Annotated in this window: 18 protein-coding genes; 8 read left to right on the forward strand and 10 right to left on the reverse strand. The window is 64.2% G+C overall.

Going from position 1 to position 17,600, the window contains the following annotated elements; translation table 11 throughout:
- Window positions 1–55: 55 nt before the first annotated feature.
- From BTW08_RS09175 to BTW08_RS09200, 6 genes are all read right to left on the reverse strand, one after another.
- Window positions 56–535: an acyl-CoA thioesterase gene (locus BTW08_RS09175; protein ID WP_245392107.1), complete on the reverse strand. Its 480-nt coding sequence runs from the start codon at window positions 533–535 to the stop codon at window positions 56–58.
- A gap of 179 nt (window positions 536–714) precedes the next feature.
- A complete protein-coding gene (locus BTW08_RS09180) occupies window positions 715–2,028 on the reverse strand; it encodes a short-chain fatty acid transporter (protein WP_075562219.1) in 1,314 nt (437 codons plus the stop codon).
- Between the two features lie 74 nt (window positions 2,029–2,102).
- Entirely contained in the window at window positions 2,103–3,449 is a 1,347-nt protein-coding gene (locus BTW08_RS09185; RefSeq protein WP_075562259.1) for an MATE family efflux transporter, read from the reverse strand.
- A 193-nt stretch (window positions 3,450–3,642) separates the two neighbouring features.
- Complete coding sequence (locus BTW08_RS09190; protein ID WP_075562220.1) at window positions 3,643–3,891, reverse strand: YfhL family 4Fe-4S dicluster ferredoxin; 249 nt, start codon at window positions 3,889–3,891, stop codon at window positions 3,643–3,645.
- Between the two features lies 1 nt (window position 3,892).
- Window positions 3,893–4,402, reverse strand: a complete 510-nt coding sequence (gene coaD, locus BTW08_RS09195) for a pantetheine-phosphate adenylyltransferase (RefSeq protein WP_075562221.1) — start codon at window positions 4,400–4,402, stop codon at window positions 3,893–3,895.
- A 22-nt stretch (window positions 4,403–4,424) separates the two neighbouring features.
- Entirely contained in the window at window positions 4,425–6,302 is a 1,878-nt protein-coding gene (locus BTW08_RS09200; RefSeq protein WP_083627781.1) for a beta-ketoacyl synthase, read from the reverse strand.
- A 91-nt stretch (window positions 6,303–6,393) separates the two neighbouring features.
- Between BTW08_RS09200 and BTW08_RS19130 the strand changes: the two genes are divergently transcribed.
- The 5 genes from BTW08_RS19130 to BTW08_RS09220 all read left to right on the forward strand — a co-directional run bounded on the left by BTW08_RS19130 (window position 6,394) and on the right by BTW08_RS09220 (window position 10,234).
- Window positions 6,394–6,549 carry a hypothetical protein gene (locus tag BTW08_RS19130; protein WP_168170650.1) on the forward strand — a complete coding sequence of 52 codons (156 nt, stop codon included), beginning with the start codon at window positions 6,394–6,396 and terminating at the stop codon, window positions 6,547–6,549.
- A gap of 258 nt (window positions 6,550–6,807) precedes the next feature.
- The gene (locus BTW08_RS09205) at window positions 6,808–7,506 is read left to right on the forward strand and encodes a methyltransferase domain-containing protein (protein WP_075562223.1); all 699 of its coding nucleotides are present in this window, start codon (window positions 6,808–6,810) and stop codon (window positions 7,504–7,506) included.
- 138 nt (window positions 7,507–7,644) lie between these two features.
- On the forward strand, window positions 7,645–9,066 hold the full coding sequence (dacB, locus tag BTW08_RS09210; protein ID WP_348638912.1) for a D-alanyl-D-alanine carboxypeptidase/D-alanyl-D-alanine-endopeptidase: 1,422 nt from the start codon (window positions 7,645–7,647) through the stop codon (window positions 9,064–9,066).
- A 96-nt stretch (window positions 9,067–9,162) separates the two neighbouring features.
- Window positions 9,163–9,669 (forward strand): META domain-containing protein, encoded by a 507-nt coding sequence (locus BTW08_RS19355; RefSeq protein ID WP_083627782.1) that lies wholly within the window; start codon window positions 9,163–9,165, stop codon window positions 9,667–9,669.
- Between the two features lie 40 nt (window positions 9,670–9,709).
- The gene (locus tag BTW08_RS09220; protein ID WP_075562225.1) at window positions 9,710–10,234 is read left to right on the forward strand and encodes a GNAT family N-acetyltransferase; all 525 of its coding nucleotides are present in this window, start codon (window positions 9,710–9,712) and stop codon (window positions 10,232–10,234) included.
- On the opposite strand, the gene BTW08_RS09225 is transcribed toward BTW08_RS09220, so the two are convergent.
- Window positions 10,235–10,666: a hypothetical protein gene (locus BTW08_RS09225; protein WP_075562226.1), complete on the reverse strand. Its 432-nt coding sequence runs from the start codon at window positions 10,664–10,666 to the stop codon at window positions 10,235–10,237.
- 129 nt (window positions 10,667–10,795) lie between these two features.
- On the opposite strand from BTW08_RS09225, the gene BTW08_RS09230 reads away from it, so the two are divergent.
- A complete protein-coding gene (locus tag BTW08_RS09230) occupies window positions 10,796–11,536 on the forward strand; it encodes a TSUP family transporter (protein ID WP_075562227.1) in 741 nt (246 codons plus the stop codon).
- Window positions 11,537–11,580: 44 nt separating this feature from the next.
- On the opposite strand, the gene BTW08_RS09235 is transcribed toward BTW08_RS09230, so the two are convergent.
- Complete coding sequence (locus BTW08_RS09235; RefSeq protein WP_075562228.1) at window positions 11,581–12,438, reverse strand: AraC family transcriptional regulator; 858 nt, start codon at window positions 12,436–12,438, stop codon at window positions 11,581–11,583.
- Between the two features lie 274 nt (window positions 12,439–12,712).
- Here BTW08_RS09235 and BTW08_RS09240 point away from each other — a divergent pair, with 274 nt between their 5' ends.
- On the forward strand, window positions 12,713–13,783 hold the full coding sequence (locus tag BTW08_RS09240; RefSeq protein ID WP_075562261.1) for an NAD(P)-dependent alcohol dehydrogenase: 1,071 nt from the start codon (window positions 12,713–12,715) through the stop codon (window positions 13,781–13,783).
- 218 nt (window positions 13,784–14,001) lie between these two features.
- Here BTW08_RS09240 and BTW08_RS09245 read toward each other — a convergent pair whose 3' ends face one another.
- Entirely contained in the window at window positions 14,002–14,814 is an 813-nt protein-coding gene (locus tag BTW08_RS09245) for an acyl-CoA thioesterase II (RefSeq protein WP_075562229.1), read from the reverse strand.
- A gap of 210 nt (window positions 14,815–15,024) precedes the next feature.
- On the opposite strand from BTW08_RS09245, the gene tadA reads away from it, so the two are divergent.
- Complete coding sequence (gene tadA, locus BTW08_RS09250; RefSeq protein WP_075562230.1) at window positions 15,025–15,531, forward strand: tRNA adenosine(34) deaminase TadA; 507 nt, start codon at window positions 15,025–15,027, stop codon at window positions 15,529–15,531.
- A 107-nt stretch (window positions 15,532–15,638) separates the two neighbouring features.
- On the opposite strand, the gene BTW08_RS09255 is transcribed toward tadA, so the two are convergent.
- Window positions 15,639–17,591, reverse strand: a complete 1,953-nt coding sequence (locus tag BTW08_RS09255; RefSeq protein WP_075562231.1) for a diguanylate cyclase — start codon at window positions 17,589–17,591, stop codon at window positions 15,639–15,641.
- Window positions 17,592–17,600: the final 9 nt, after the last annotated feature.

The raw sequence follows: 17,600 nt of genomic DNA on the forward strand, positions 1-17,600 counted from the left end.
GTCCTTGTCCGCAAGGGCAGCGTGATCGGTGGGTATGTCGCGGGGATCGGCCGTGTCATTGACCGGCCGGGTAGGCCTTGAGATGCGCGGCCACGGCGCTGCGTTCCGCCTCGGCTTCCTGCTTGCGCAATGTCTTGCGTAGCGCGGCCTTCTCGAAGCGTAGCTTCTGGAGCGGCGTGTTCAATTCCAGTGCCGGCACCGGGACCGGGTTCCCGTCGCTATCGACGGCGACCATGGTCAGGTAGCAGCTGTTGGTATGCCGGATCACTCGCTCCTGGATCGACTCTGCCAGCACCTTGATGCCGACCTCCATCGACGAGCGGCCGACGTGGTTGATCGTCGCCAGAAAGGTCACCAGCTCGCCGACATGGATCGGCTGCTTGAACAGCACCTGATCGACCGAGAGCGTCACCACGTAGCTGCCGGCATAGCGGCTGGCGCAGGCATAGGCGACTTCGTCGAGCTTCTTGAGAATCGCCCCGCCATGGACCTTGCCACTGAAGTTGGCCATGTCTGGGGTCATGAGTACGGTCATCGACAGTTCATGCTGTCGAGGCAGGTCATCGGGCGTCACGGTGTCCTCGGAATGGCGGCAAGACGTTATTGTGCGCCACATGTAAGCACGTTTCGCCGCAGCTGCCCATCGATCGGCCCGAACGCCGGCTCCCGCGGCGGTAAGCCGGCTTTTGAAAAGGCGCTACCGACAGCCAGTGGCTACAGCAAGGTCAGCCCCAGCCCGATCACCACGCCGGTGACCACCAGCTGGATCAGGCAGAAGCCCATGATGTCCTTGGCGTTGAGGCCGGCAATGGCGAGAACGGGAAGCGCCCAGAACGGCTGCAGCAGATTGGTCCAGGCATCGCCCCAGGCCACCCCCATGGCGACGCGAGACACATCGGCACCCAGCGCCTTGGCGGCCGGCAGCATCACCGGAGCCTGGACCGCCCACTGGCCACCGCCGGAAGGGATGAACAGGTTGACCACGCCGGCACTGATGAATGACCAGAACGGCAGCGTGTCGGCGTTGGCGATGGCGACGAACATCTCGGACAGCGACTGCGCCAGACCGGACTGCATCATGATCCCCATGATCCCGGCATAGAACGGAAACTGGATGACGATGCCGGCGCCGCCCTTGATCGCCTCGTTGAGGCTGGTGAGCAGACTTCTTGGCGTCCGATGCAGCACGATGGCCAGCATCAGGAACAGCAGGTTGACGCTGTTGAGGTTGAGCCCGCCGCCGGCGAAGACGAAATAGTAGGCCAGGTAGAGCAGCCCCGGGATACCCACTAGCAGCGACAGCAGCGTACTGGTCTCGAGTCGATCAGCCGGACGGGTGATGGCGTTCGGATCGGGGCTCGGCGGTTCGGCCAGCTGCTCGCGACTGACGAAGACGCTCTCCTCTTCCGGCGGCAGCATCCAGCGATTGATCAGCGGCATGATCACGAACAAGGCCGCGACGATGATCAGGTTGTAGGCGGCGAAGATCGTCTGCGAGGTGGGAATGATACCGATCTGGTCCTCGCTGAAATGGCCCGGCGTGGCGATGGTCAGCGGAATCGAGCCGGCAAGGCCGCCATGCCAGACCACGAAGCCGGAGTAGGCGCTGGCGATCAGCAGGCGGTAGTCGACCCGGACCTGGCGTGCCAGCGCCTTGGCGAACAGCGCCCCGACGACCAGGCCGAAGCCCCAGTTGATCCAGCTCGCGGCCAGCGACACCAGCGTGACCAGAATGATGGCGCGGGCCGGAGTCCGGGCGGTAGCGGCCAGTCTGTCCAGCAGCCGCTTCAGCGGCGGCGAGTTGGCGAGCATGAAGCCGGTGATCAGGACCAGCAACATCTGCATCGAGAACGACAGCAACCCCCAGAAGCCGTCGCCCCAGTACTGAATCACCGCCAGCGGCGTCTGCTGTTCGAACAGCATGGCGGCCAGCGCGGCGATGATCGTCAACAGCAGCACGAAGATATAGGGGTCGGGCAGATAACGCTCGACCAGCTTGACCGCGGGGCGGGAAAGGCGCTGCAACATGGCGTGGGATCTCGTCGGGTAACCGTTAGCGCGAGCCTACCCGATCCTTCCCGGAATCATCAGTCAACCTTGGTCTAGTGGCTTGATTCCGGGGAGATTTCGCTCCCGTGTTCAGGTGACCAGCGCGTTTTGCGATAGCGCAGGTAACAGAGCCCGAGCGAGGACGAGCGGATGAAGGTGAAGAACAGAAACGAAAACCACAGGCCGTGATTGCCATAGCTCTGGGTCAGCCACCACATCGGCAGGTAGCAGGCGATCGCCAGCCAGACGGTATCGCGCATGGCGCGGCTCTCGGTGGCGCCGATGAAGACGCCGTCGAGCAGATAGCTCCACACCGCCAGCGCCGGCATCGCGATCATCCACGGCAGGTAGTCGGCGGCGGTGGCGCGAACTTCCGGCAGGTCGGTGAGCAGCGATATGAGACCGTCGCCGGCGACCGCGAACAGCAGCATCGAAGCGCCCGCGACCAGCAGCGACAACCTGCCGGCGGCGCGCACGGCATCGCCGAAGTCGTGCCAGTCACGCCGCCCTACGGAGCGCCCGGTGAGCGCCTCGGCGGCATTGGCGAAGCCATCCAGCGCGAACGAGGTGAGCATGATGAACTGCAGCAGCACGGCATTGGCGGCGAGCACGGTATCACCGAAATTGGCCCCCTGGGCGACGAAGAAAGCCTGGGCGAACAACAGCCCCAACGTGCGCACGAACAGATGCTGGTTGACGCGAATCAGTGCCGAGTAGCGCTCCCATACCCACAGCGCCTGACGCGACAGCGACCCGCCGAGATCGCGGCAGTGAACAGCGACCCGCCACAGCCCGAAGGCCAGGGCGCTGTAATCGGCAATCAACGAGGCCCAGGCCACGCCGTCGCTGGCCAGCCCGAAGCCGACCACGAACAGCAGGTCGAGCACGATGTTGACGCCGTTGGTTAGCAGCAGAATCGCCAGGGTGATCCGTGTCTTCTGCTGGCCGATGAACCAGCCCAGGATCGCGTAGTTGGCCAGCACCGCCGGCGCCGAGAAGATACGAATGTGAGCGTAGCTGGCGGCGAGCGACATCGCCGCTTCGCTGCCATCGAGCAGCCACAGGCCGAGATCGATCAGCGGTTTCGACAGCACGATCAGCGCCAGCCCGATCACCACCGCCATCACCAGCGACTGCGCCAGCAGCAGCCTTACGCCGCTGTCGTCCTCGCGACCCATCGCCTGGGACGTCAGCCCGGTGGTGCCCATGCGCAGGAAACCGAAGCCCCAGTAGAGAAAGCTGAACAGCGTCGCACCCAGCGTCACCGCCGCCAGATAGCGCGAATCCGGCAGGTGACCGACGACCGCTGTATCCACCAGACCCAGCAGCGGCACGGTGATATTGGAGAGGATGATCGGCCAGGCCAGCTGCCAGATATGAGCGGTGGTGTAGCGTCTGATCGGGTCGGGGCTTTCGCCATCAGGGCGAGCATCGGGTTGAGCCACGCGTTCCTTGCCTCTTTTCAGTGCCGATGGAATCCGGTGCCTCGATGAAGATGTCAGCGATTTGCCGTCACAGAGCCGACAGAATAACGCCGCCAAGGAGGCGGCGTTGTAGAAAGTCAGTCCAGATCGACGCTGCGGGCATGAATCGTCAGGCGGCAGTAATGATCTTGTACTTCTCCATCAGCTGATCCTTGCTCTCCTCGTGCTCCGGGTCGAGCGGAATGCAGTCGACCGGGCAGACCTGCTGGCACTGCGGCTCGTCGAAGTGGCCAACGCACTCGGTGCAATGGTTGGGATCGATGACGTAGATCTCTTCGCCCGGCGAGATGGCGTCGTTGGGGCACTCCGGCTCGCAGACATCGCAGTTGATGCATTCATCGGTGATCATCAGGGCCATATCAATGTCCTCCTGACGGTTGGTCGCCGTCTGCCGCGAATCGTCGCCGCAGGGCCTCGGCCACGCACGGCGATACATGTTGGGAAACATCCCCGCCGAGGCGCGCGATCTCGCGCACGATCGTCGAGGAGATATAGGAGTTCTCGATCTCCGGCGTCAGAAACAGCGTCTCGACGTCCGGCGCCTGGGCGCGATTCATGTTGGCCAGCTGCATCTCGTACTCGAAGTCCGATACCGCCCGCAGCCCGCGCAGAATGATGCGGGCCCGCTGCTGGACCAGCAGCTCGGTGAGCAGGCCATTGAAGCCGATCACCTCGACGTTGGGCCATTCGGCAACGACCTCACGGGCCAGCGCCTCGCGCTCGTCGAGCGACAGCGTCGGCTGCTTGCGCGGGCTCTGTGCAACGGCGATCACGACCTTGTCGAAGATCCGCGCGGCCCGGTGAATCAGATCGCGATGACCGTTGGTGATCGGATCGAAGGTGCCGGGATAGACGACGATATTGTGCATTCAAGGCACTCCGCGCTCGTATTCAGTCCAGTGTACCGAAAGGATTGTCGACCTTCAGTGACACCGGGTTGGCGTAACCGGGGATGCGGATCGAATCGCGGCCGACTTCCAGCTCCGGCCCTTCCAGAACGCCCTCGCCGAAGCGGTAGATGACCTCGAACCGACCGGCATCGGCGGCAGCTTCATAGCGTGCCGCGGCGGCGAGCGTCTGTTCGCGACGATGGCGCCAGTCGTCGAGTGCACGCTGGCCGTGGCGCTTGGCTAGCAGGCGCTCGGTCACCTGCGGCGACAGCAGCAGGCCGGTGGCGTTGTTGCCGCCAAAGCCCTTGGCGTTGATGAAGCTGCAGTCGGCCTCGAATGCCAGCGGCTCGCGGAAGAAACGCAACCGCTCGGCATGGACGTCGTCGGCGACCGCATCGAGCGTCGGAATGCCCGGCACCCAGCCGTGGGCGAAAGTCCCCAGCGCACTGGCGATCTGATCCCCGGCGGCGCTGCCCTGGGAGTGGCCGATGAACGCCTTGATCGCAGCGACCGGCCAGTTCTCGATACCGTTGGCCCGCGCTACCTGATCGAAGATATGCGACTCGGTGGTGCGGTTCTTCGGCGTGCTGGTGCCATGGGCATGAAGATAGCTGCGCTGGCGGACGCTCTGCTCGCCGAGGATCGACGTGGCCAGCGCGACCGACTTGCCCAGCGTCAGGTAGTTGCCGATGCCGGGAGCGGAGATCGAACGCTTCCAGCCGTCGGCGTTGACGTTGACTTCCGGCACCGCGGCGAGGATCTGTGCGCCGGTCTCGAGTACCAGCGAATCGTCCATCAGCAGCACGAACTGCGACGCTTCGGCGATGGTGAACCCGCAGTTGCGTGCGAACGGCCGGCAGGCCCGCTGATAATCCTCGTCGGTCAGCAGTTCCAGCGCATCCAGCGCCATCAGGCTCTGATCGTCGGCCAACGCGCTCATGGCGCGGAACCCTTCGATGATCTCCGGCGTCACCGGCGCGTCGCTGGTGCCGACCATGACGATCCGTCGGCGGCCCTGACGAATATCGTCGATGCCCAGGCGCAGGTTGTAGAGGAAGGTAGCGCAGGCGCCCTGAATCGCGCCGGTGGCACCCACGCTGCCCAGCACGTAGGCATTGAGAAAGTCGGCCGGCATCTGGCCGTAACCCAACGGCATCTGCTTGGAAGTGGTGCGGCTTCCGGTGACGAAACTCTTGAGCATGCCGCCCCAGCCGGCATCATCGAGCTGGCCGATGGAGTTGCCGGCATAGACCGCAATGGCGTCGGGATCGACCCGCTCGCGCAGCGATTCCCAATCGAGGCCGCTCTGGCCGAGGCAGTCGCTGACACCGAAGATCGCCATCGACAGGCCGCGCGGGTGGTGGACACTGCGATAGAAGGTGTCCGGCGCGAACCCCGCAGGCAGGCACCCCGCGGCACGTACCAGCGCCTGACGCCGTTCGGGCAGCAGCGCATCCAGCGTGCCGGCGGGAATGCTGACCTCGACCGTCTGCTTGTCGAGTTCGCGAATCTCCCAGCCCTCGGGCAGCGGTTGCGGCAGCTGTCGTCGTGAGGTCGTGAAACGCATCGGCTCCTTGAGCGTCAGTCGCATTTCGCGGTTGCCGGGGATTCCGGCTTCCCGAAAGGCGTCGTCCTCGATGCGCCGAATCAGCGTGTGCTTGAGAATGGACTCGCGATAGCGGGCGACGACCGCCTGTTCGCTCAGCGTTTCCCCATCGGCACCGAGCCACTGACCGTTCCCTTGTGGCGTGATCAACTGCATCAGGGTGGCCAGGGCGACGAGCGTTTGCGTCTGCTCGGCGTCTGGCAGAACGTCGAGAATCGTGCGGCGGTAGGCTTGGTGCCCCGAGGTTCTACCCGCGGCGTTGACGCCGCCCATACCGACGATTACCGGTAAATGTGACAAGCCACGTCCCTCGTGAACATTGGGGGCAATCGGTAACGCATGGCATGGAGAGAACGCGACTGCGATGAAAAGGCGTCTCCCGCCGAAGGCGCGCCGTCGCCGACTCGCGGTCGGTGACGGTACCCCTGAGCTGGCAAGGCAGAACTCTCGAGAGAGCCTGAGCCGGCGCAAGGCAGTGACCGCGCATGCCATCGAAGGCCGTATTGCCAGAATTGGCTGAATGTGGGCAGGGATGATACACCTGCGCGCGCGCGGCGTCATGCCGCGCAGAGTAAGTGATCATGCCGCCGCGGCTGCGGAGGCCGGCGCCGGGCGCATGTCGATGCCCGAACGGCGCGAATGCTGATGTCGAGGCTGATGGCGAGACTGATAGAATGCGCGAGCCGTCGTTCGCCGGTAAACGGCATTCATCACTCTACGGTAGCCATCATCGACGGTACTCATCATTCAAGGTACTCATCATTCAACGGTATTCGCCATGCAAGCGTCTTCCCGCGCCATCACTTCCAGCCAGCTGGGGCCGCACCAGGATCTGATACGCCGCGTTCAGCGAGCTCGCGACGGCGAATGGCAACGCCCGCCGGCGGCGCACACGCGCGCTGCCTTCGACGGGGCGGCCCGCTGGCTGGCGGCGCAGGATAGGCCGCTGATTCTCGATGCCGGCTGCGGTGTGGGCTTATCCACGCGGCGGCTGGCGCAGCGTCATCCGGACCACGCCGTGATCGGCGTGGATCGCAGCGAACAGCGGCTGTCTCGCGATCACGGCGCGTTGCCGGACAACGCGTTGCTGGTGCGTGCCGATTTGGTCGATTTCTGGCGCTTGGCACTTGCCGCCGAATGGCGCCCGGTCGAGCATTATCTGCTCTATCCCAACCCGTATCCCAAGAGCACGCAGCTCAAGAAGCGCTGGCACGGGCATCCGGTCTTTCCGGCGATACTGGCGCTGGGGGGGCGGCTCGAACTGCGCTCCAACTGGAAAATCTACGTTCAGGAGTTCGCGCTGGGGGTGGAAACGCTCTGTGGCGTCGATGGCGAGCTCACTGCCTTCGTGCCGGGGGATTCGACCATGACACCATTCGAGCAGACTTTCCTGACGCCGTTCGAGCAGAAGTATTTCGAGAGCGGCCAGGCGCTGTGGCGCTACTGCGTTGATCTGACGGCAACCGTTGTCGACTGAACGGGGTATATATCGTATTAACATCACGCCAGGCATCGCATCCGAACAGCGTTAGTTGGTACGCTCTGGATCAGTTTGGCCCTCATTTTTCTTCGGAGCGAGCATCCCATTATGCGGCGATGGCTAGGTCGTGGTTCTGTGTTTATCGGTGCGTTGTCCCTGTCCGTCGCCTCCTTCGTCGCCCAGGCGGCCGGATTCGATCATGTCGGCCGGCTGGCTGACAAAGGCTTCGCGGTCAGTGCTCAGGCGCGTCTGCTCGACAGCGGTGAAGTGCTGGGCGCCATCAATCCGGCGCAATCGCTGTCGCCGGCTTCGGTTACCAAGCTGTATACGGCGGCGGCCTCGCTGGACCGCTGGGGCCCCCAGCATCGTTTCACCACGCGTTTCGTCTCTACCGGCGCGCTCGACGGCGATGGCGTGCTTCATGGTGATCTGGTGCTCGAGGGCGGCGGAGACCCGGCGCTGACCTCGGAGGCGCTGTGGCAGTTGATCCAGAAACTGCGCGAGCGGGGTGTCTCCAGCGTCGACGGCCAGCTAGTGGTCAGCCAGGCGCGCTTCGGCCCGGTCAGCTGCATCACGACCGACCGCTGCGATACCCGGACGGAGGGCACCAATGCCTACGCCGCGCTGCTCTCGTCCGCTGCCATCAACTACGGCAACTGGTGTGCCACGGTGATGCCTGGCGTCGTCGGCCAGCCGGCGCGAATCACCAGCTGTGACACGGTGGCGCCGACCATTCGCATCGAAAACGGCGTGAAGACGGTGGCGGCCGGCGGTTCGGCCAGCCTTTATGCCAAGCGAGTGACCGACAGCCAGGGCGATACGCTGCGCGTCAGCGGGCAGATTCCCGCCGGCAGCTATCCGCGCCCGGTCTACAAGGCGAGCTCGGATCCGGCCGACCAGACCGGCCAGACGCTGTTGTCGCTGCTGCGCCAGTCAGGGATTCCGGTCAGCGGTGGTTACGCGGTCAGCCGTCAGGCGCCGCCGGCCGCGGCGCAGTCGTTGGCCGCCGTCGAAGGCAAGCCGCTGCAGGAGCTGCTGCTGCGCACGCTCAACTATTCGAACAATTTCATGGCCGATACGCTGGCGCTGGATCTGACCTCCGGCACGCAGCAGGGGCTGCCCGACGCCGGGCGCGCGCTGGAGCAATTCGCCGCCGGCCTGCCGGGACACGGCCCGGTCACCTTGCACAGCGGTAGCGGGCTGACGCCGGAAAACCGTGTTTCCGCCCAGAATCTCAATGCGCTGCTCGGTGCGATGTACGGCCGCGCGTCGCTGTTCCCCACCTTCGTCGCCGGCATGCAGGTTCCGACCAACGGGCCGATGCACTTCATCCGCCGCGGCAGCCAGACCTTCCAGGATCACGTGATGCTGAAGACGGGGACGCTCAACGAGCCGGTGACGGTACGCGCCATTGCCGGTTATTTTCGAACCGAGAGCGGTCGCTGGGGCAGTTTTGCGGTACTCGTCAACGGCACCGGGTCGACGCCGTATCTCTCCTGGCGAGAGACGCTGCCAATGATCTCGGACGATCTGACCGCGATGATCGAACGCCACTAGGCGCATCCATCGACGCATGTCGGGCGATCCGCATTGCCGGCGCGATCGCCCGCGCGAGATACGTTTTCATCCGTTGTCCACAAGAGGAATGCCATCGTGCTGTCACGTTTTCCCCTGCTGACCGTTACTGCCGCTCTGGCCGCCGCTCTGGCCGCAACCCTGGCCGTTTCCGGCTGCGCCACGAACCCCGGCGCCAGCGATACCCAGGCCGTTGCCGATACTCAGGCGGCTGGCGACTCGCAGGCCGCCAGCGAGGCGCTGGTCGGCACCTATTGGAAGTTGATGACGCTCGACGGCAAACCGGTGGCCGTCGCGGACAATCAGCGTGAAGCGCATCTGGTTCTTGACGGCCAGGGGCGTGTGACCGGTTCGACCGGCTGCAATCGACTGATGGGCAGTTACATGCTGGAGGCCGATGCACTGACCTTTTCTCAGCTGGCCTCGACCCGAATGGCCTGTCCGGCGGAGATGATGGCGCTGGAGCAGGCCTGGCTGGCGGCGCTTTCCGACACAGCGCACTATTCGATATCGGGCCAACGATTGGTGCTCGAGGATGCCAACGAGCAACCGCTGGCCGAGCTCAAGGTCAACGCGCTGTATTGAACTGCACGGCGAACACCGACCCGACGACGAGAACCGAACCTTGACCCTGATCGACTGTGAGTTCGGCCGGCACGGCGATGCCGTGCTGGCGATCTTCAACGATGCCATCCTCAACACCACGGCGCTCTACGAATATCAGCCGCGCACCGCGGCGTTTGTCGAGGGCTGGTTTCAGGCCAAACGCGATGGCGGCTTGCCGGTCATCGGCATGCTCGACGACGCCAGCGGCCGATTGATGGGCTTCGCCAGCTATGGCCCGTTTCGCCCTCATGCCGCCTATCGCTACAGCGTCGAGCACTCGGTCTACGTGGATCGGGATTTCCGCCAGCGCGGTGTGGCCAGACGACTGATGACGGCGCTGATCGAGCGCGCCGAGGCCCAGCAGTATCACACCCTGATCGGCGGCATCGACGCCTCCAATGCGGCGAGCATCGCGCTGCATCAACAGCTGGACTTCAGCCACGCGGGAACCGTTCGTCAGGCCGCTTACAAGTTCGATCGCTGGCTCGATCTGGCGTTCTATCAGCGGATCCTGTCGACGCCGGGGAATCCCTGCGGGGGCTGATCAGGGCGTGTCGCCACTCGACGCCGACGGGTCCTGGTCGCTCTCTTCGGACTCGGCGTCGTCACTGATGGCGTCTGTCGGGGTGCTGGGAAGGGCGTCGGAGCCGATCGCCAGCTTGTCGGCGTCGGCCATGTAGACCTCCTGGCTGCTGCGCCGGAACAGGCAGAGTTCCTGCCCGGCCTGGCCGTTCATGTGTTTCTGTGGATAGTGACCCTGGATCAGCAGTGCCGTCATCCCGGCTTCATCGTCGAACAGCACCGGGTCGCCCGCTGGCGCGGCGTCCGGAAACTGGCTGGCGTCCTGGCACTGTTCGATGACCGCGCGGTCGTGCTCTTGCCACGCGGCATCGCTGGAGGCGCTGGCGGAGCCGGCCAGCGGCAGCAGCGCCGCGGCCAGGAAAAGGGGGATGAGCTGCAATTCAGAACGACGCATGGGGCGTTCCCTGTTCCGGTGTATTGAGGTGCCGATGCGCGTGGCCCGTCTGTCAGGCGGGCGGATCCGTCATCGGACGTGAATCTTTTCATGGGCCGCCGAGGCCCGTCATTGGAGTATAGACCCCGTATGGTGTTCCCCGTTGCGTTGCTGTTTCTGGCCGTGGTGTTCTCGACGTCGGTGCTGTCCGGCGTATTCGGCATGGCCGGCGGATTGGTGCTGCTGGGCTTTCTGCTGGCCTGGCTGCCGGCGGCGACGGCGATCGCGGTGCATGGCGTGATCCAGCTCACCGCCAACGCCTCGCGGGCCTGGCTGTCGCGACGTTTCATCGAGTGGCGAATCGTCGGCATGATCGCCTGCGGGGTCTTGATCGCGGCGGCGCTGCTGACGCTGGTGCGCTATTCGCCCAGCGAGACGGTGGTGCTGATCGTGCTGGGGCTGATGCCGGTGATGGTGTGGATTCCCAAACGCTGGTTCCACTTCGATGTCTCGCGGCCAGGCCATGCGGTCATGTGCGGCCTCGTCTCCGGCGGCCTGACCATCGCGGTCGGGGTCTCGGGCCCGACCATCGATATCGGCTTCATCCGCACCCAGCTCGACCGACGCACCGTGGTGGCGACCAAGGCCACCATCCAGGTGATCGCGCACAGCCTCAAGATTCTCTTCTACTGGCAGGCGGCGATGGCGATGGACAGCGGCGAGTGGGGCTGGGTGGCGCTGGCGATTCCCTTCGCTTTTCTGGGCACGCGCACCGGCAATCTGGTGCTGGCGCGGCTCACCGACGACGGTTTTCGCTACTGGACACGCTGGATCGTCACCGTGGTGGGCGCTTATTACCTGATTCGCGGGCTGATGAATCTCTTCGCCTAGGTCTTTTCATACCGCTGCGCTTGGGTCTGTTTCTATCGCTGCGCTCAGCTCTGCGACGGGCTGACGCCGAAATAGCGCTTGTACTCGCGGCTGAACTGCGAGGTGCTGCGATAACCGACATCGGCGGCGGCGCGAGAGACGTTGATGCGCTGCTGGCCGAGGAGAACTCGCGCCCGGAGCAATCGCAGCCGTTTGAGATACTGCACCGGCGATAGCTGCGTGGTGCGTTTGAAGTGATGATGAAAGTGGGAGGCGCTCATGCTGGCGCGCTCGGCGAGCGTCTCTACCGTCAACGGCAGCGCAAAATGGCGATGGAGATAGTTCAACGATTCGGCGATGCGCGCGTAGTGGCCATGCTGCTGTACCAGCTGGCGCAGCGACTGCCCCTGCGGGCCATTGAGCGCGGCGAACAGTACCTCCCGCACCCGTCCCGCGCCGAGCGCCCGGCTGGCGTGTTCGTCCTGCAGGCACTGCGCCAGGCGTTGCACGGCTTCCGCCATGGCGTCGTCGAGTGCGACCGCCGCCATGGGCTCGGGGGCGCCACGATCGACACCGGACGGCGCGGGCAGATGATGCACCAGCTCGCTCAACGTCAACGGGTCGACGGCAATCGAAATACCCAGCAACGGCGCATCGGCGCGGGCGAGCGTTTCGCACTCGAACGGTAGCGGCATCGCCTGGACCAGATAGTTGCCGGGTCCATAGTGAATGACCCGGTCTCCCAGATAACCGATCTTGTCGCCCTGGGCGATGACGAATATCCCTGGTTCGTAGATCAACGGCGTGCGCGGATGGCCGCATCCGGAAGCGATCAGTCTGACGCCGTCGATGGCGGTCTCGGAGAAGCCGTCGGCCGTGGCCAGCGGCGCCAGCGTCCGGGCCAGTCGCGAGGCCCAGGACACGTTAGGCCTCGAAGCGTCGAGAGACGGATTCGTAGGGCCGCGGTGGACTCGGGATGGTTCGGAAAGGCGATCGAGCATGACGACCTCGCGCTGATGAGGATAGACAGGTTCAGCGTATTGTGCATGAGTCCAGCCGGACAGAGGTAGTGGCCTCCTGGATTGGAGAGGATCGAGCAGACGTTGCAGAGGAAACGGCATGGCCGCCGAGCGAGTTGTCGACCACACTGGGCGCACGATCCATTCATTCACCCATCTTTCATGGGGAGTCATCCAGATGACACAAGCTACCGCCGCGCCCGCCAAGGGTTACGCCGCACATTCCGCCACGTCGCCGCTGGAAGCCTGGGATTTCGAGCGCCGCGCACCGCGGCCGGACGATGTCTCCATCGACATTCTCTACTGCGGCGTCTGCCACAGCGATCTGCACTTCGCCCGCGATGATTGGGGCATGGCTTCCTATCCAGTGGTGCCGGGTCACGAAATCGTCGGCCGCGTCACTGCCGTCGGCGACGACGTCAATCAGTACAAGGTCGGCGATCTGGTCGGCGTCGGCTGCATGGTCGACTCCTGCCGCCAGTGCCAGGCTTGCAACGACGGGCTCGAGAACTACTGTGCCGAAGGGTTCGTGATGACCTACGGCAGCCCGGATAAGCATGACGGCACCCTGACCCAGGGCGGCTACTCCGACAAGGTCGTGGTCAGCGAGCGCTTCGTCGTGCGCATGCCCGACGGTATCGATCTCAAATCCGCTGCGCCGATCCTGTGCGCCGGTATCACCACCTATTCGCCGCTCAAGCACTACGGTGTCAAGCCGGGCGACAAGGTCGGCATCATCGGCATGGGCGGCCTCGGCCACATGGGCGTCAAGCTCGCCAAGGCGCTGGGTGCCGAAGTCACGCTGTTCACCCGTTCCGAGTCCAAGAAGGCCGAGGCGAAGAAGCAGGGCGCCGATCACGTGGTGATCTCGACCAACGAAGACGAGATGGGTGCGATCACCGAGACCTTCGACTTCATGCTCGACACGGTGCCGGTGCAGCACGACATCAACCCGTATCTCAACGCCTTGAAGCCGGACGGCACCCATATTCTGGTCGGCCTGCTCGAGCCGCTCGATCCGGCGGTATCCGGTGCCAATCTGGTGTTCCGTCGCCGGGTGCTGGCGGGTTCGCTGATCGGCGGCATGCCGGAAACCCAGGAAGTGCTCGATTTCTGCGCCGAAAAAGGCATCACCTGCGACGTCGAGATGATCAACATCGATCAGATCAACGAAGCCTGGGAGCGGATGCAGAAGGGCGACGTGAAGTACCGCTTCGTGATCGACATGGCCTCGCTCAAGGACGCCTGATAGTTACGAGTTACGAGTTACGAGTTACGAGTTACGAGTTACGAGTTACGAGCTACGAGCTACGAGCCTGCGCCGAGTTTGGGGCGCTGTAGAAAGCAGCTACGGGCTAAAAGCTAAAACCTGAGCCGGCTTCGGGACGCCAGAAGAGAATGCCAGCGACGTTCGTCGCTGGCATTTTTTGTACCGGAAACTTCACTCTGATTTTCGCGGCTCGCGGCTCAGGGCTGAACCCTCACCAACCCTTCCTGCGCCGTCGAGGCGATCAGGCGCCCCTCGCGATTGTAGAAGCTGCCGCGAGCAAAGCCGCGCGCCCCCCCCGCCCACGGGCTTTCCATGACGTAGAGCAGCCACTCGTCGACTTTCGGGTCCTCGTGGATCCACAGCGCATGATCCAGGCTGGCAATCCGCAGGCGCGGGTCGCCGAACTCCACGTCGTGGGCCAGCAGCGAGGTCAACAGCAGATTGAAATCGGAGCTGTAGGCGAGCAGATAGCGGTGCAGTGCCGGGTCTTGCGGCATCGGGCCGCCGCCCATGCGGAACCAGATCATCCGCGAGGGCGGTCGCTCGCGGCACTCCTCGACCGTGATGAACTCGACGGGATGCCCGCGGAAACGCTGATGAACCGCCTCGCCCTCGGCAAGCAGCGCCTCTGGAGACGGCACTTCCGGCATGTCGGGTTGATGACTCAGGCCGTGCTCGCGGCCCTGGAACGAGGCGCTGCAGAAGAAGATCGGCTTGCCTTTCTGAATCGCGGTGACGCGTCGCGTAGTGAAACTGCCGCCGTCGCGAACGCGGTCGACGGAGTAGATCACCGGCAGCTGGGCATCGCCGGGGCGCAGAAAATAGCCGTGCAGCGAGTGCAGATAACGGTCCTCGGGCACCGTGCGAGTCGCGGCAGCGGCGGCTTGCCCCAGCGCCTGGCCACCGAACAGCTGGGGCAGCCCCAGATCCTGGCTCTGGCCACGGAACAGATTCTCTTCCAGCGCTTCCAGGCCGAGAAGCTGGATCAGGTCGTTCAGCGCTTGTGTCATTCGGGTATCCTTGATGGCACGTCAATGAAGCTTTGCGAATCAGACTTTTTCGAATCAGGCTTTCGAGCAAGGCTTTCGAGCGAGGCTTTCGAATCAGGCTTGCCGCGAGTATATCCTGCTCGACGGCAGCCCGCCGCGACGGCGACGACCTCAGACCGGCTCGCGAGCGCAAGAGACCGGGCCGCGATGCCGCAACACGGAATGAGCACGATGCGCAGCGATGAATTCTACATGCACCGGGCGCTGGAGCAGGCGCAAATGGCGTTCGAGCGTGGCGAGGTGCCGGTGGGCGCCGTGGTGGTCGATCCCGCCGGCGAAGTGATCGGCGCGGGCTACAACTGCCCGGTTAGCGGCCAGGACCCCACCGCCCATGCCGAAGTGCAGGCGCTGCGCAGCGCAGCATCGGGTCTGAGCAATTATCGGTTGGACGGTTGCACGCTGTTCGTCACCCTCGAACCCTGCCTGATGTGTACGGGGGCGATCATCCATGCCCGCGTCCGGCGGGTCGTCTACGCCGCCGCCGAGCCCAAGGGCGGCATGGTCGAATCCCGGGCCAATCTGTTTGCCCAGCCGTGGTTCAACCATCGCGTCGAAATCGTCGGCGGCGTGCTCGCTGCCCCGGCCAGGCGACTGCTTCAGCAGTTCTTCCGGGAGCGCCGCCAGCGCGAGCCATCGCCAGCGGGCGATGCGAACCACGCGAGCCACGAATCCTCTTGAGCTACGAATTCTCTCTGGCCACGAAGCTTCTCTAGCCACGAATCCTCTCGAGCCATGAATTCCCTTGAACCCCGATTCGGACGGACGGCTCTTGCGACGCTCCGGTTTTAGAGGGCGTCGGCGAGAACGACGCGATTGCGGCCATTCTGCTTGGCGCGATACAGCGAGTCATCGGCCGCCTGGAAGATCCGGTCGCGATGTATCGACAGTGTCTCGATGACGTTGACCCCGATGCTCAACGTCACCGGTTCGCCATCGGGCTGGACGAGGCCGCTGTCGGCAACCGCCCGGCACAGGGCTTCGGCGATCTCTTCGGCTCGGTGGCGATCGCACCGCGGCAGGCAGGCGACGAACTCCTCGCCGCCGTAGCGGGCGAACATTCCCCCGGCGCGCTCCACCGGCAGGCGACAGCACTGCGCGATCGTCTTGAGATAGCGATCGCCTTCCAGATGGCCGAAGTGATCGTTGACGTTCTTGAAGTGATCGAGATCGCAGATCATCAGCGCCAGCGGCAGCGGCTCGCTCTGGATATCCATCCAGCGCAGCAGCTCGCGCCGGTTGGGCAGGTGCGTCAGCTCATCGTGCCGGGCGATCCACTCGATCTCCTGCTGCAGCCGTTCGCGCTCTCTTATCTCTTCGCGCAACGAGACATTGGTTCGGTTGGCCAGGCGGTGCTGATGCGTCAGCCGACGGTAGATGTAAAGCACCATGTGCAGCAGGTAGGCGAGCACAATGCCGAACACCAACGTGATGTCCGGCAGTCTGTCGCGATTGGCTTCCAACCAGTGCAGTGAAGGCTTCACGCTGAGCGTCAGCCGATCGGTACCCAGGGCCACCGTTTGTCGGTAGCTCCAGTCGGCGAGGTCACCCAGCGGACCGTAGTGAAAATAGAGCCGATCGCCGCCACGGAGCGTCACCGCCCGGTCCTGGTTATCGGTCTGCGCCAGCAGTGAATTGAGCAGATTGTCCACGCTCACCACCATGGCGACGGCGCCACGCAGCGTGCCGTCGACCGCATCGCGGACCGGCAGGTAGCTGACGACTCCCCGTCCGCCCTGCAGGAAATCGATGATGCCGGTCTGGCCTTCGATACCGTAGATCAGGGGGCGATCCAGCGCCTCCCTGGCGGAAGGATCCGACGCATAGAGATTGACGCCGAGCACCGACTGGTTCCCCCGCAATGGGTAGACGCGGATGACGGTGCCATCGAGATCGACGAAGGCAATGTTGCGGAAGTAGCTGAAATCGTCGTGATAGCGCTTGGCCTGCTGCTCCCACTCCGAGCGGGTGGGCACATGATCCATCATGTTCCAGAAGCTGGTGAAGCGTCGCATCGCCTCGAGATGGGCGGACGTTTCGGAAGCCAGCCGGGTGGCGATGTCGTTGCCTTCGTCGGCAGCGAGGTTATAGAGACGCTGATTGTCGGTCTGACGCTGCTCCTGCCAACTGGTCATGGCCAGCAGCGCGATCGATCCGCCGATCATCAGCGGCGTCACGATGCGCCGCCAGTAGCAGCGAAGCGTGGGATACAGCACCAGCCCCTGGGCGAACCAGAGCAACCACAGCGAAGCCAGAATCGGCAGCGGTATGCTGACCATGCCGGACGCGTATTCCGGCGGCGGCGTCAGTGAGCGATAGCTGAGCCAGCTGCCGCCCATGGCGACCAGCAGCAGCAGAATCGGCGAGCCGAGGCCCAGGCGCGAAAGCAGTAGGACGTTGAGAATCAATCCGAAGACGATGCTCAGCGACAGAATGGGAGGTCGGCTGTGGAAGAACTCCCAGTGGCCGGGGAGATGATCGAGCCAACGCTGCCAGACGTCGACGCTCAGCCAGTTTTCGGCGATCAGAAAGCTGCTGATGATCGCCAGGGTCAGGAGTCCGATGGGAATCAGCAGCCAGCGGCTGGCCCTGTGCCAATCCTGGGACGCGGCAAGCTGGCCCAGCCACAGCGCGCCCACCAGCGGCATCAGGATCCAGCGCTGCCCGGGTTCGTCGCCGGGCCAGATCGCCAGCAGCAGAATCGGTAATGCCAGGTACAACGACAGACGAGATACCACCATAGTCGCTAG

The organism is Salinicola sp. MH3R3-1, assembly GCF_001937155.1.
GTDB classification, from domain to species: Bacteria; Pseudomonadota; Gammaproteobacteria; order Pseudomonadales; family Halomonadaceae; genus Salinicola; species Salinicola halophyticus.